The 13,731-nt window shown below is 59.5% G+C and carries 12 protein-coding genes; 3 read left to right on the top strand and 9 right to left on the bottom strand.

Annotation, left to right across the window (positions count from 1 at the left end):
* Window positions 1–59 precede the first annotated feature (59 nt).
* From glnA to BUA15_RS06255, 4 genes are all read right to left on the bottom strand, one after another.
* Window positions 60–1,511: a type I glutamate--ammonia ligase gene (gene glnA, locus BUA15_RS06270; RefSeq protein WP_072715116.1), complete on the bottom strand. Its 1,452-nt coding sequence runs from the start codon at window positions 1,509–1,511 to the stop codon at window positions 60–62.
* Window positions 1,512–1,731: 220 nt separating this feature from the next.
* On the bottom strand, window positions 1,732–2,976 hold the full coding sequence (locus tag BUA15_RS06265; RefSeq protein WP_072715115.1) for an ABC transporter permease: 1,245 nt from the start codon (window positions 2,974–2,976) through the stop codon (window positions 1,732–1,734).
* A 6-nt stretch (window positions 2,977–2,982) separates the two neighbouring features.
* Window positions 2,983–4,215 (bottom strand): ABC transporter permease, encoded by a 1,233-nt coding sequence (locus tag BUA15_RS06260; RefSeq protein ID WP_072715114.1) that lies wholly within the window; start codon window positions 4,213–4,215, stop codon window positions 2,983–2,985.
* A gap of 4 nt (window positions 4,216–4,219) precedes the next feature.
* Complete coding sequence (locus BUA15_RS06255; protein WP_072715113.1) at window positions 4,220–5,344, bottom strand: efflux RND transporter periplasmic adaptor subunit; 1,125 nt, start codon at window positions 5,342–5,344, stop codon at window positions 4,220–4,222.
* Window positions 5,345–5,532: 188 nt separating this feature from the next.
* Between BUA15_RS06255 and BUA15_RS06250 the strand changes: the two genes are divergently transcribed.
* Genes BUA15_RS06250 through BUA15_RS06240 form a run of 3 tightly spaced genes read left to right on the top strand, consistent with a single transcriptional unit; the run spans window position 5,533 to window position 10,164 of the window.
* Window positions 5,533–7,527 (top strand): multiheme c-type cytochrome, encoded by a 1,995-nt coding sequence (locus BUA15_RS06250; protein ID WP_072715112.1) that lies wholly within the window; start codon window positions 5,533–5,535, stop codon window positions 7,525–7,527.
* A gap of 4 nt (window positions 7,528–7,531) precedes the next feature.
* Window positions 7,532–9,313 (top strand): CRTAC1 family protein, encoded by a 1,782-nt coding sequence (locus BUA15_RS06245; protein ID WP_084660531.1) that lies wholly within the window; start codon window positions 7,532–7,534, stop codon window positions 9,311–9,313.
* A gap of 14 nt (window positions 9,314–9,327) precedes the next feature.
* Window positions 9,328–10,164, top strand: coding sequence for a tetratricopeptide repeat protein (locus tag BUA15_RS06240; RefSeq protein ID WP_072715111.1), 837 nt, complete (start codon window positions 9,328–9,330; stop codon window positions 10,162–10,164).
* A 98-nt stretch (window positions 10,165–10,262) separates the two neighbouring features.
* On the opposite strand, the gene BUA15_RS06235 is transcribed toward BUA15_RS06240, so the two are convergent.
* From BUA15_RS06235 to BUA15_RS06220, 5 genes are all read right to left on the bottom strand, one after another.
* Window positions 10,263–10,601 (bottom strand): hypothetical protein, encoded by a 339-nt coding sequence (locus tag BUA15_RS06235; protein ID WP_072715110.1) that lies wholly within the window; start codon window positions 10,599–10,601, stop codon window positions 10,263–10,265.
* Between the two features lie 8 nt (window positions 10,602–10,609).
* Complete coding sequence (locus BUA15_RS06230) at window positions 10,610–11,320, bottom strand: hypothetical protein (protein ID WP_072715109.1); 711 nt, start codon at window positions 11,318–11,320, stop codon at window positions 10,610–10,612.
* Window positions 11,321–11,398: 78 nt separating this feature from the next.
* Window positions 11,399–11,557, bottom strand: coding sequence for a hypothetical protein (locus BUA15_RS13715; RefSeq protein ID WP_178139388.1), 159 nt, complete (start codon window positions 11,555–11,557; stop codon window positions 11,399–11,401).
* Window positions 11,558–12,155: 598 nt separating this feature from the next.
* Complete coding sequence (locus BUA15_RS06225) at window positions 12,156–13,403, bottom strand: acyl-CoA dehydrogenase (protein ID WP_072715108.1); 1,248 nt, start codon at window positions 13,401–13,403, stop codon at window positions 12,156–12,158.
* A gap of 30 nt (window positions 13,404–13,433) precedes the next feature.
* Window positions 13,434–13,727: a ferredoxin family protein gene (locus BUA15_RS06220; RefSeq protein ID WP_072715107.1), complete on the bottom strand. Its 294-nt coding sequence runs from the start codon at window positions 13,725–13,727 to the stop codon at window positions 13,434–13,436.
* Window positions 13,728–13,731 lie beyond the last annotated feature (4 nt).

The following is a 13,731-nucleotide window of genomic DNA, read 5'->3' as shown; positions in this document are numbered from 1 at the left end:
AAAAAAGGCGAGGGAGCAAGCCATGGCGCCTGCTCCCTCGCCCTGGATGGCCCTTTAGCTTACACGTCGAAGTACAGCGAGAATTCGTACGGATGCGGACGCATCCGGAGCTGCTGCACCTCGTTGTCGTACTTGTACTGAATCCAGGCCTCAATTACGTCTTCCGTAAAGACACCTCCCTGCAGCAGGAACTCATGGTCCTTTTCAAGCGCCTCGAGCGCTTCTTCAAGTGACTTGGGCGCCTGCGGCAGGGCGGCCTGTTCCTCCGGCGACAGGTGATAGATGTCTTTGTCGATGGGCTGCCCCGGGTCAATCTGGTTGCGGATGCCGTCCAGCCCGGCCAGCAGCAGCGCGGAGAAGGCCAGGTACGGATTGCAGGACGGGTCCGGGAAGCGCGCTTCAATCCGCTTGGCCTTGGGGCTGTTGGAGTAGACCGGAATGCGGATAGCCGCGCTACGGTTACGAGCCGAATAGACCAGGTTCACCGGAGCCTCAAAGCCAGGTACCAGACGGCGGAAGGAGTTCGAGGTGGGATTGGTAAAGGCAATGACAGCCGGCGCGTGATGCAGAATGCCCCCAATGAACCAGAGTGCCTCCTGGCTCAAGCCAGCATACTTGTCTCCGAAGAACAGCGGCTGCTCATCCTTCCATAGCGAGATGTGCGTATGCATGCCCGAGCCGTTGTCTCCGAAGATCGGCTTGGGCATGAACGTTACCGTCTTGCCGTACTTCCAGGCCGTATTTTTGACAATGTATTTGTAGTTCATCAGCGTGTCGGCGCACTTCAGCAGCGGCTGGAAGCGAAAGTCGATCTCGCACTGGCCGCCGGAAGCCACCTCGTGGTGCTGGCACTCAACGGGAATGCCAATAGCTTCCATGTGCAGCACCATCTCCGCCCGCAGATTCTGGAGCGAGTCTGTCGGCGGTACCGGGAAGTAGCCGCCCTTGGTCGTGGGCTTGTAGCCCAGGCTGTCATGACGGCCGCGGTTCCAGGCCCCCTCATCCGAGTCAATCTTGTAGAAGGCGTGGTTGGGGCCTTCATCGAATGAAGCGTGGTCGAATACGAAAAACTCTGCCTCTGGACCGAAGTAGGCTACGTCGGCAATGCCCTGCTGCTTCAGGAACTGCTCGGCGCGACGGGCGATGCCGCGGGGGCAGCGGGGAAAGGGCTCCAAGGTGCCCGGCTCATGAATTTCACCAATGAGCACAACGGTCTTGTGCTGAAAGAACGGATCGATAAAAGCGGTCGTCGGATCGGGAATGACCAGCATGTCGGACTCGTGAATGCTCTTCCAACCCCGGATCGACGAACCGTCAAAGCCTACGCCTTCGTCAAAATGGTCAGGCTCGAACTGGTTGGCCGGGATCGAAAAGTGCTGCTGCTGGCCCAGAAAGTCAACAAAACGAATATCGACCATCTGGGCCCCTTCCTTTTCGATCAGCTCGAATACTTTCTGGATCGCTTGCTTGCGGGTCTCTACAGGCATCTCGGCAATCAACGGCGGTGCCATAGGTATTTTTTGTTTTTGGTGATTAGGGGTGACGCTTTTAATAGGCTGGCGGCAATATAAACCATATAAACTTAGGTGTCAATAGGATATTTTCTTAAAATTACAAATAAACAAGGACTGTGCCTAATTTTTAAAAAAGACAATTGGGCGGTATTAAAGCAGGAAAAAGGGGAGCGTAAGGCGACATGAGCGGCAATTCTGGCCGATCCCAATCAAGTACTTACTCGTAGCGCAGCGCTTCAACGGGATCGACCCGAGCGGCGCGACGGGCCGGGAAGAGACCGGCTGCCAGCCCGATCAAGGTCAACAGGCCTACGGTCAGCAGAGCAATGGGTAAGGAAAGAACAGGATTGGCCAGAAATTCTAGCGCCCCTTCTTTAGCAGGAAGATGGCGCACGGCTTCAACCAGCGCCCAGGAAATGAACAGACCGATGGCGCCGCCTGCAAGCGCAATCAGCAATGCTTCGAAGATCACTTGAAGCTGCACGACACGCCGACGGGCTCCAAGAGCCCGCTTAATGCCAAACTCACGCGTGCGCTCGCGCACCGATACATACATAATGTTGGCTACCCCTACACCGGCCAGGAGGAGCGTCAGCCCACCTACCAGTCCCAGGAAAATCTGAATACCCAGGGTGATGCGGTTAAGGATGCGAACCTGCTCGATAAAGTCCCAAATGACAAGCGCACGTTCATCGGTGGGGTCAAACTGGTAGCGGCGGCCCAGCACGCGATAGATTTCTTGCTTGACCCGTTCTGCTTCGCCTGCGCTGCGAGGGCGCACCAGTAAATGGCCGACGTAACGATAGCCGTAGATGGCTTCAAACGTGGTGGACGGAATGATGGCCCGCAGGGCATCGGGACCGTTGTGCATGGTCGTCTGCAGCTTGGGCTGCATGACGCCCACGACGGTGAAGGGGAGGCCGTCGATGTGGACGGTTTGACCTACAGGATCCTGCGTGCCAAAGAGTCGGCGGGCCAGTTCATCGCCCAGGAACACGACGCGTCGTTTGCGGCGCAGATCCTCCTCGTTTAAGAAACGGCCGCCCCGAACAGGATAGGCGCGGCGTAGCAGCTCAAATGCTGGGTCAACGCCTTCCATATAGGTTGAAGTGCGCACGTCGCCGGCCTCCAGGATGGTACCCCAGCGTCCATAGGAAACGCTGCCCGATGCCAATGCGGGCACGGCGCGGAGCAACAGATCTAGGTCTTCCCGCACCAGGCGAATGCGCCGCCCTTTGGGCAGTCCTTCGAACGCTTTGCTGGTTTCGCCTCCGTAAATCATGAAGATGTGATCGCCTGTGTTCAGGAATCCATTAACCAGCGTGCGGCCCAACCCCTCTCCAAAGGCCAGCAGTAACACTACCGAAAGGGTGCCCCAGGTGATGGCAAACAACGTGAGAAAGGCGCGCAGCCGCTGCCCCTTCAGATCGTGCCAGAATTCCTGAAGCAGAATTTTCCACATAGCGCGTTAGTGACGAAGGCATTCCACAGGGTCAAGGCGAGCAGCGCGACGGGCCGGAAAGTAGCCCGCCAGCAGGGCGATCAGAAGCAACAAGCCCACCGTTACGATAACGACCGCTGGAGAGAGCTCCGGGCGCCCTATTGCTTCCTGGAACGGCAGGGCGCTTGCTATCTGGATGAGGCCGTAAGCGATAAAGAATCCCAGCAATGCGCCTATCGCTACGATCAGGAACGTTTCTAAGAAGAACGGTCCCAGGATGTCCCGGCGCCGGGCACCCACGGCTCGTTTGATGCCGATCTCCCGCGTGCGCTCCTGCACTACCACATACATGATGTTGGCTACGCCAATGCCTCCCACCGTCAGCGTAAAGCTGCCGATCAGTCCCATGAACAGATTGAACCCCAGGAAGAAATACTTGACGAATCGGTCTGCTTCGTTGGTATCCCACATGCCCAGGGCGTCTTCGTCGGCAGGATCAAAGCGGTAGCGGCGCCCCAGAGTCGTATAGACGGCCCGTTTTATCTGCGGACTGAGGTCCGGGTCAACGGGGCGATAGACCAGGTTGTTTACGTAGCGATCGCCAAAGAGCACGCGGAACGTCGAAGCTGGAATAAAAATGCGGTCGGCGTCGCGTGCGTAATAGGAGTTGGCCTGCGTTTTGGGTTGCATGACGCCCACCACCAGAAAGGGCGTCTGACCAATGTAGATCTGCTGACCTACCGCATTTTCGCTGCCAAATAGTAATTGTTTCACCTGATCTCCCAGCACGACGACCCGGCGACGTCGCTTCAAATCCTGTTCGTTCAAAAAGCGTCCGCCCGGCTCTGGAATGATGTTGCGCAGGTGTCCATACGCTGGATAAACACCGGTAATAGCTGGATTGGTGATGGCACGGCCTCGCCGCACCGGTGTCTGGCGGTTCAGGTATTCAGGGCTGATGGCAGCAATCGCCGGAATTTCGCGCTGAAGCAGCCAGGCATCCTCCTCGCGGAGTCGAATAGGCCGGCCGTCGGGGTATCCCTGAAAAGGCCGGGTGGTTACACCGGCAAAGAGCACGACAATGCCTTCGCCCATGCCGTGCATGTTCTTGCGCGTCTGCCGCTCAAAGCCCACGCCAAAGGCCAGGAGCACCACGACGGCCACGGTGCCCCAGGTAATCCCCAGGACCGTAAGCGTCGTGCGCAGCCGCTGCGCCTTCAAATCGTGTAGTAACTGCTCCAGGGTGGGCAGCCAGCGCATGGCCTCATTGAATTTGCGGTAGCGGTTTTTCCTGCACCTTCATGCCTTCCTCCAGTCCTGCTACTACTTCGACGTGCAGCGCGTCGCTGAGGCCGGTCTGGATGACGCGCGTTTCGGTCGTGCCGTCCGGAAGCACCACTGTCACGCGCGCCGTGTCACCGCTGTAGGTGATCACACGCTCCGGAATAAGAAGGACGTTTTCGCGTTTTTCGATAATGATTTCTGCGTTAGCCGAGTACCCGGCCCGAAGTACCAGCGGACGAGGAGCGCCTTCCGGGTCGCGCGGGTCCCGCATAACGGCCTCGATGATTTCAATTTCCACCGGAAAAACTGTGGTATTTTCTTCTTTTCGGGCTTTGAGCCAGATTTTCGACAGGCGACCGGTTACCTGCGCCTGCGGCAACGCACCGATCTTGATCTGGGCCGTCATGCCCTCCTGAAGGCGGCCTACGTCGATTTCGTCTACCGTGCCCCGAAAGACCAGGTCGCTCATATCTGCCATGGTCATCAATACCGTACCCTCCTGATAGGAGGTAAGCGGCACCACCGGGTCGCCCACTTCGATCATCTTCTCCAGAATGTAGCCGCTGATCGGCGCGCGAACGACTGTCTCCACCTGGCCCGACTCGGTGCGCACCCGGCCTTCGCGCAACAGGGCCAGTTGCTCTCGGGCCATCTGAAGCTGGAGCTGGGCCTCTTCGTACGCCTGACGGGCCTGCTCGTACTCCTGCTCCGAAATCAGCTTGCGCGCAAAAAGCTGCTGCTGCCGCTGAAATTCTCGATATAGCGTTGCTACTTCAAGCTCACGCAACTGGAGCCGCCGCTCAGCTTCAATAAGCTCCTGGGGAGTGGGATTGGGCTGAATCTCCAGAAGGGGCGTTCCAGCCTCCACATAATCGCCGGCCTCTACGAACAACTGACGCACAACCCCGGCCACCTGAGACTTAATGCTGATCTCAACGCGGGGCTCAATGGTCCCAACCGCCAGCGCCTTGTCAACAATCTCGCCCCGCCTTACCGTAACCGTCGGTACCGTTTCCGCCGCCTGTCCACTGTCAGAGGAAAACACCAAAAATGCCAGCGCGGCAACAAGCACCAGCCCCGTCAGTAGCCAGAGTGCGCGTTTCATGATATTCCCATGAGTTGTTGCACCATGTTGCTCTGGGCAGCGATGCCATGCTTTACGTAAGCAAAGCATGGAGGTTACATCTCAACGAATTGCATGCTCTTGACGCAAAAGGATCGGAGGCTTACTTTCCAATTTAAGATAAAGTATAATTAAATACATTTTGGAGTGGCCATACAAAAATGCACGCTATGCAATCGGACCATCCTCGGGCGCAAGAATGGCAGCGTCGTCTGCTGTGGTGGGTAGGCGGCTTGCTCTTGTTTGAGACGATCAGTGGTCTGGGCATCTACCTGTTGCCTTTTAGCGTGTCCAGTCAGGTTATCGTGCTGCTGCATACGGCAGGTGGGCTGGTGTTCACAGTGCCTTACCTGTGGTATCAGGGGCGGCACTGGTGGGTTTACCGGCGCATGCCCTGGAATCATCTCGTGGTACTGGGCTATGCCGGAATGGGCGCAACGCTGGTCGCTATTGTATCAGGGCTGGTTCTAACAGGACAGGCGCTCTGGGGAACGCGCATTCACTACGGATGGAGCCGGGTGCACCTCTGGGCTACCTTCGCATTGATCGTTACCGTTGTGCCGCACGTGGTCTGGATCATGGTGCGCGACCATCGCGCTCGTAAGCGGGAAGCAATGCGGCCAGTCTTGGTGGCGCAGCGGCACTTTTCGATGGCGGTGACCGGACTGACGCTGGGCCTGTTTGGCGTAGTTGTGGCCCTGGCTTATGTCTATCGGGCGCCGGTGCGCTATGTGGATCTGCCTTCGGACTATAGCTATCTCTACGGGCCTGACCGCCCTTTTGCGCCGAGCCTGGCGCGCACCGTAAACAACAAGGCTATCCCTGCTGAGATGCTGGGAGGCTCCGCCTCGTGCGGGCGTTCAGGCTGCCACGAGCAGATTTACCAGGAGTGGCTGCCCAGCGCACACCGGTATGCGGCCGTAGATCCTCTGTTTCGTCGGGTGCAGCACGTCATGGGGACGCAAAACGGCGCAGAATCAACCCGTTACTGTGGGGGATGCCACGATCCGATCTCGCTTTTCAGCGGCACGAAAAATCTTTTCCGCGATGACCTGACCAATCCTATCGGACTGCAGGAAGGGGTTTCGTGTGTGACCTGTCATGCCATCCGGGAAGTGGACGTGCGCGGCAACGCAGACTATGTGATTCATGCGCCCGAGCCCTACTTGTTCGAGCGAGATACAAGCGGGGTGGGCGTATGGATTAGCAATTTTTTAATCCGCTCCTATCCAAAGCATCACGTCGAGAGCCTCAGCCGCCGCATGTTCAAAAGCCCGGAATTCTGCGGGGCCTGCCACAAGCAATTTGTGGATGAAGAAATCAACAACGTTGGATGGGTTCAACTGCAGAATCAGTACGACAACTGGCGCAAGAGCCGCTGGAATCATCCGGGCGATCCTGCCAAGACCATTGAGTGCCGGGAATGCCATATGCCCCTGGTCGATTCGTTCGATCCGGCTCGGGGTGACGCGCTCGACTACAACCGCTCGCCGGATGATGGCAAGCACCGCAGCCATCGTTTTCTGGGTGCTAACCAGTTCATTCCGGCGCATCTGGAACTACCAGGCGGAAAAGAACAGGCTCGGCTGGTCGAGCAGTGGCTTCGCGGTGAGATCGACATTCCAGAAATTGCTGACAAGTGGCGTAACGGACCGGTCATCCCCATCCAGGTGCTGGCGCCGACCCGTGTCCGGTCTGGCGAGTCAATCACCATAGAAGTAGCGCTGCTGAATAACAAAGCTGGCCATGATTTCCCGACGGGGCCGCTGGACATCATCCAGGCATGGGTTGAACTGGTGGTGACCGACGAGCAGGGCCGGGAGGTGTTTGCCAGCGGACGGCTCGACGACCGCGCCTTCATCGAACCGGGCTCCTTTGTCTTTAAAGCAGAGCCCGTGGACCGCTACGGCAACCTGATCGACCGGCACAACCTCTGGGAGATGGTGGGCGTGCGCTATAAACGGGCTATGTTCCCGGGCTATGCCGATCAGGCCCGTTACGCGTTTACGGTGCCCTCGGGCGTCCGTCAGTTGCACGTAAAGGCCCGACTCTGCTACCGAAAGGTGAACCAGTTCTTGCTCAATTTTCTGTTCCCAGACACCACGCTGACGGCTCCGGTGACTGAGTTGTCGGCTGATTCCCTGGTCATTCAGGTACTACCGTAGGACCATGAGGCCGCTTTCGCGCAGAAAACGCCGGGCGTTGTGGGCACTGGGCATGGTCCTCGCAGGCAGCCTGGGCGGTGGGGTGCTGGTCTGGAGCATGACAGAGCGGGAGGAGGCGCCGTATCGCCCGGGCGAACAGGTCGAGGGCATTGTTGCCCGACTGGAACGGACGCTTCCTCCAGATTATCCGCGGGTTACGTTTGCAGACGTAACGGAGGCGGCGGGCATTCATTTCCGGCATTTCGCAGGCCGGCGCACCAGCCAGATTCCTGAAGACATGGGCTCCGGCGCCGCCTGGGGCGACTACGACCGGGATGGCTGGCTGGATCTTTATGTCGTGAGCACCATCGGGCCCCTCGCGATGACGCCCGAAGAAGGGCGCCAGGCGGGCACCTGCAACCGACTGTTTCACAACAACGGGGACGGCACGTTTTCCGACGTCACCGAAACAGCCGGTGTAGGCTTCTGCGGCTGGGGCATGGGAGCCGCCTGGGGCGACTATGACAACGACGGCTGGCCGGATCTGGTGGTGACGGCCTTCGGCCAGAACGTGCTCTACCACAACAATGGCGACGGAACGTTCACGGACGTAACCCGGAAAGCCGGCCTGGCCGGTCCGGAAGGCTTCTGGACCGGCGCTTCCTGGGGCGACTACGACAACGACGGCGATCTTGACCTCTATATCACAGGCTACGTTCGTTACGTGCCCGTTCGCAACGATTCCACCGCGCTGGGCTTCGATATTGAAAACCCACCGGGTATCAATCCCTCTACGTTTGAGCCGGAACGTAATCTGTTCTATCGCAACAATGGCGACGGGACGTTCACCGAGATTGCTTTCCGGGCCGGCGTGGCCGATCCAGAAGGCAAAGGGCTCAGTGCCGCCTGGGTTGACCTGGACGAAGACGGGTGGCTCGATCTCTACGTGGCCAACGACGTGTCGGATAACACGTTCTTCCGAAACCAGGGCGATGGCACCTTCGAAGACCTGAGCTATCCGGCACTGGTGGCGGACTACCGGAGCTCGATGGGCATTGCCGTCGGCGATTGGGACGGCGATACGGATTTCGACTTGTTCCTGACGCACTGGGTAGCCCAGGAAAATGCCCTGTATACCAATCTCCTGCGCGAGCAGGGCACGCTGCGGTTTCGCGATGAGGCCGACCAGTTCGGGCTCGGACAGATCTCGCTCGACTATGTGGGATGGGGCACCTCGTTCTTTGACTATGACAACGATGGACGGCTTGACCTGTTCGTAACCAATGGTAGCACGCTCCAGCAGCGCGATCAGCCACATCAGCTTGTGCCCCAGAAGGACTTACTCTTCTGGAATCGGGGGGCAGATGGCTTCTACGAGGTGTCGGCCGTCAGCGGCAGTTTCTTCGATTCGCTCTATGTGGGACGCGGCGCAGCCTTCGCGGACTACGACAATGACGGCGACGTGGACATTTTCGTGGTGAATCACAGCGGCCGGGGCGTACTGCTCCGCAACGAAGGCGGCAACCGAAACAGCTGGCTGGAGGTGGCGCTCGAAAGCCGCTCTTGCAACCGAATGGCGCTGGGAGCACGGGTACGCGTGGTAGCTGGCGGCCGGGTTCAGGTGCGGCAGATCGGAGCGCAGAGCACGTACCTGTCGCAGAACAGTCCCGTGGCCCACTTCGGTCTGGGAAGGGCGGCGCAGGTCGATACGATTGAAGTGGTCTGGCCGTGCAACGGGCGTCGCCAGGTGCTGACCGATGTGCCGGCGCGCCAGATCGTGCGCATCGTCGAAGACACAACGACCTGAAGCACCCAGAAGCAATGTGGCGAAACTTGCTTGTCGGGCTTGGATGGCTCGGGGTGATCCTGATCACGGGATGCACTTCACATACGACATCGCCGGAGTCGGTCGAGGCAACGGAAGCCGAACGGAATCGCGTCGTCCAGTTCTGGAAGCTGTATCGTGAAGCGACGCAGCGACGTCTGAACGGTGAGCTGGAGGCGGCCGTCTCGCTCTATCAGCAAGCGCTGGCCCTCGACAGCCTGCATGAAAATGCGCTCTATTACCTGGGAAACACCTATCTGGAACTGGGGCGACTGGAAGCCGCCTATCAGGTATGGCAGCGGCTGGCCGCCGCACACCCCCGGAGCAACCGGGCCTTCATGCAGCTCGGGCGGCTGCAGATGTGCTATCCTGAAAGCCCGTTGTTTGATCTAAAAGCGGCCCGCGCTTCCTTTGAACGCGCCCTGGCGTTGAACAAGGACAGCGGACCGGTGCTGCATCTGGGCGAGGTGGCCTTACTGGAGGGACGGCTGAAAGAGGCCGACCGTCTTTTTGACAAGGTGTTGGCGATGAATTTCCGCAGCGTACCGGCCTACGTGCTGAAGGCCTATCTGGCCTGGCGGGCAGGCGATCCGCAGACGGCCCGTCTGCTGCTGGAAAAGGCCCGGCCGTTCGCTCGACCGAAAACCGATGCCGCCCGCCTGCAACTTGAAGAAGGTAACACCCGCACCGGACGCGCACTGGTGTCGGAGGAAGCTATCATATGTCCTCTGCTGGCCTTCGACGAAGCCGCCTTGGCCGACACCACCCGCCCGCTCGATCCCGATCGATTCCTTCGCCCGCTGGCCGAGCGACTGGCAGGGCTGTCCCTATAAGAATGCGCGGGGGATACCTGTTTTTGCCCTTACCCAGGTGCAGGGGATGTAGCGTGGAAATCCTTCCATCGCCTGGCCTTCAAAACGACCCCGCACCCTCAACGGCTTCGCCTGCCGCACCAGCGCTGCCGGCTCAGGCGCACGCTCAAGGGGGCCACCTGCAGCGTCAGCCGCACATAGTAGCGGCGCGCCCGCGTGTCCGGGTCGCAGGTCAGGCCCCGCAGGATGAAGGTGCGGTAGAAGGGCACGTTGACCCGTCCGATGCGGGCGCCTTCGATTGGAAAGGGGCGGCCGTTGAGCGTCAGTTGCAGCTGGGCTGTAGGCAGCGAGGGCGGCACCGACAGCACGACGAAGAGCTCGTCGGCCTCGAGCAGCAGGCAGCCGCTCAGGAAGGCTGTCAGGCAGCAGGCGGCCCGCAGCAGGCAACGTGTTCGCATGGCTGTTGTCACAGCGTGCGCACCTGCACGCGCAGGCAATCTTTGCCCTCCCGCCAGCAGCGGTGCAGATAATCCCACGTCACGGCCGGCACCCGAAACCGCCCCTGAAAATGCAACTTCGCGTCCGGATACCGACTCCGATATGAACGGTGAAACGGCGAAAGCACTACCTCAAAAGTCCCCTCGTAAAACACCAGCAGAAACGGCTCGGTCTGCACCGTGTCGATCCGGCTGAAGCGCACCCAGCTCCGCAACGAATCCTCCCGCGCAATCCAGTACGAACTTAGGCTCAAATCTCCATCAATTTCTCCAAAACTTCCCATCATTCCCAGCACATCTTCCGGAAGCTCACCCCGGGCAACCCTTTCTCGGTCGAAGGGATTGGAGTTGAACAGGTAGTAGGTGGTGTCAGTTTTGAGGTGATTTTCGTTGAAATCAAACAAAAGCACGGCTTCGTAGAAGGGAAGCGCGGGTGTTGGGGCGCGCTGAACAAAATACAAAATATAACGAACGCATTCGCCGATGCTGCAAGTTAGCGCTCCGAGAGCTGAGTCGGGCCGCCAGGGTTGGCTGTCCAGACAGATGAACGCATAGGCCACAGGCCCCTCCGGCGGCACCACCAGCTCCGGCCGGCGACAGCGCAAATCCTCCGGACTTTGCGCCTCCAGCAAACTACACCCCCACCACATCACCACGACCAGCAACCAACCCTTCCGCATCGCTTCCTCCAGCTTTGGCTTCAGAACAGACGAAACCGAGCGCGGAGGAACCCACGCCGGCCCCTCCGCAGCCCCTACCTACCGAACCCGCGTGATCGACTGCGTCAGCAGCTGACCACCAGCCCGCAACACCACCACATAACGACCCGCCGGCCACGAGCCCGTCGCCAGCTCCACCCGATGCCAGCCCGCCTCCATGCGACCCGGCCAACGTATCCCCTGGAGGTGGCAGTCCATGGGCAGTCGTTGCTGAGCCTGCGGCTTGAGGGCTTCTATGGTCAGGGGTGGGCTTCAACGAGCGGGACTGGCTGCGCCTGAAGCGTGCCTGGGCTCAGCCGCCAGCATCCCGGCAGAAGCATGGAGAGGATAAGCCGTGTGCGTCTCATGGCTTCTTCCGTTTTCGGTTGGGGAGAAAAGGGCTTCCGAATCAACCGAGAACGGCTGGTGACGGAGAGGGTCGCCACGTCGCCGTGGTTTGGATAATATTAAATAAAACAGAGGTTTGATTGTCAAGTCCAGAATTTGTCTCTCTGGGAGTGGCTTCTGCCGGTCCCTTACTCGGAGGGGGAGCAAACCAGAAAAAGTTTTGTGAGTGGGGTTGGGTGCTGATGCCAGCGTTGTTCAATAACGCGCCTGGAAAAAATGGCTCCCCCTTGAGGGGGAGCTATCCGGGGGACAGAAGGGGTGTTTGCCGGGAGCAGGCGTGCTGGCGGAATGAGGAGGGATGAGGCCGGGGCGCACTGCTACAGGACATGTAGCAGTGGGCGAATGTGGGATTCCCGCCTTTTCGCCTTCCTGTCTGCTCTGGCCTGTCGGGGTCTTCCGAGGGTTCCGGTCAGTGCGTGGTGGCCGGAGCGGGCTTTTTCTTCGGGGGCAGGTCATTGCCGCGGGGCACAAAGGCCTGGATGCCGGTAATCTCACGGCCCAGGATCAGTCCATGGATGTCGTAGGTGCCTTCGTAAGTATTGACGCTTTCAAGGTTGACCATGTGGTGGATGACCCGATAGTCGCCTACGATCCCGTTGGCGCCGTGCATGTCGCGCGCCATGCGCGCAATTTCCAGGGCCTTGCCTGCGTTGTTGCGCTTGGCCAGAGAGATCTGCGCGGGGGTTACCTTGCCTTCATCGGCCAGTTGTCCCAGTCGGAAGGCCAGCAGTTGCATCTGGGTGATTTCCGTGAGCATGTGGGCGAGTTTCGTCTGAATAAGCTGCGTGGCCGCCAGCGGGTAGCCAAACTGCGTGCGCTCCATCACATAACGCCGCGTGCGCTGGTAGCAGTCTTCGGCCGCGCCTACCGTCCCCCAGGCGATACCATAGCGGGCGTTGCTCAGGCAGGAAAACGGTCCGCGCAGGCCACGCACGCCCGGCAAGACGTTCGCATCCGGCACAAACACGTCCTCCATGACAATCTCTCCGGTTGAAGAGGCGCGCAGCGACATCTTGTTTTTAGTCTCCGGCGTCGAGAGGCCGGGCATATCGCGCTCCAGAATGAATCCCATGATCTCCCCTTCTTCGTCCGGATGCGTCCGGGCCCGGGCCCAGACAACCGCGATGTCGGCAATCGGTGCGTTGGTGATCCAGGCCTTGGTTCCATTGAGGATCCAGCCACCATCGACGCGGCGGGCGGTGGTTTCCATGGAGCCGGGATCCGAGCCATGATCCGGCTCGGTAAGTCCGAAGCAGCCAATCAGTTCACCGGTGGCCAGCTTGGGCAGGTATTTACGTTTCTGTTCTTCCGTGCCATACTTCTCAATAGGAAACATGACCAGGGACGATTGCACGGACATAAACGAGCGGTAGGCCGAGTCGACGCGTTCCAGCTCGCGTGCAATCAGCCCGTAGGCCGTGTAGCTGGCGCCTCCGCCGCCGTATTTCGGATCGACCGTTACGCCCAGCAGGCCCAGCTCGCCCATTTCGCGGGGAATTTCCCGGTGAAAGATGCCCTGCTGGTTGCCTTCCAGGGCGCGAGGTTCCAGCGCACCCTGCGCGTACTCGCGCGCCGTCTCCATGATCAGGCGGTCCTCTTCTTTCAGCATCGACTCGAAGAGGAACGCATCGTCCGGATTGAAGGGAAACGAACCCATGATGCTTCCAACCTTTTGTTGCCGGAAAACTTACCCGTAATTCCAGTTCACGCCGCGGCCCTGCTCGGGATCCGGATAGTGCCAGGTGACCGCGCCCTGATCGCAGGCGTACATGCAGGTGCCGCACTCGATGCAATCTTCAAACTGGAAATGTACGTGGCCTTGCTCGTCGAGGGTATAGCAGTTGGCCGGGCACACGTACGTGGTGGCTTTGTGGGGGCAGCGTGTGTTGCAGATGGTTGTGTCCACCAGGATGTGGGGCCGGGCGTCCCGGCGATCCTGGTTACGGTAATTGACTTTCCCCAGGCGTTCTGCAATGGTCATGGCG

Origin of the sequence: Rhodothermus profundi (assembly GCF_900142415.1) — a bacterium.
Lineage (GTDB): Bacteria > Bacteroidota > Rhodothermia > Rhodothermales > Rhodothermaceae > Rhodothermus > Rhodothermus profundi.
This window is presented reverse-complemented; position numbering and strand designations above follow the sequence as displayed.

Bases quoted from the DNA above. Each gene is read 5' to 3' on its own strand.
- glnA (WP_072715116.1), bottom strand. From the start codon at position 1,511: ATGGCACCGCCGTTGATTGCCGAGATGCCTGTAGAGACCCGCAAGCAA.
- BUA15_RS06265 (WP_072715115.1), bottom strand. From the start codon at position 2,976: ATGTGGAAAATTCTGCTTCAGGAATTCTGGCACGATCTGAAGGGGCAG.
- BUA15_RS06260 (WP_072715114.1), bottom strand. From the start codon at position 4,215: ATGCGCTGGCTGCCCACCCTGGAGCAGTTACTACACGATTTGAAGGCG.
- BUA15_RS06255 (WP_072715113.1), bottom strand. From the start codon at position 5,344: ATGAAACGCGCACTCTGGCTACTGACGGGGCTGGTGCTTGTTGCCGCG.
- BUA15_RS06250 (WP_072715112.1), top strand. From the start codon at position 5,533: ATGCAATCGGACCATCCTCGGGCGCAAGAATGGCAGCGTCGTCTGCTG.
- BUA15_RS06245 (WP_084660531.1), top strand. From the start codon at position 7,532: ATGAGGCCGCTTTCGCGCAGAAAACGCCGGGCGTTGTGGGCACTGGGC.
- BUA15_RS06240 (WP_072715111.1), top strand. From the start codon at position 9,328: ATGTGGCGAAACTTGCTTGTCGGGCTTGGATGGCTCGGGGTGATCCTG.
- BUA15_RS06235 (WP_072715110.1), bottom strand. From the start codon at position 10,601: ATGCGAACACGTTGCCTGCTGCGGGCCGCCTGCTGCCTGACAGCCTTC.
- BUA15_RS06230 (WP_072715109.1), bottom strand. From the start codon at position 11,320: ATGCGGAAGGGTTGGTTGCTGGTCGTGGTGATGTGGTGGGGGTGTAGT.
- BUA15_RS13715 (WP_178139388.1), bottom strand. From the start codon at position 11,557: ATGGACTGCCACCTCCAGGGGATACGTTGGCCGGGTCGCATGGAGGCG.
- BUA15_RS06225 (WP_072715108.1), bottom strand. From the start codon at position 13,403: ATGGGTTCGTTTCCCTTCAATCCGGACGATGCGTTCCTCTTCGAGTCG.
- BUA15_RS06220 (WP_072715107.1), bottom strand. From the start codon at position 13,727: ATGACCATTGCAGAACGCCTGGGGAAAGTCAATTACCGTAACCAGGAT.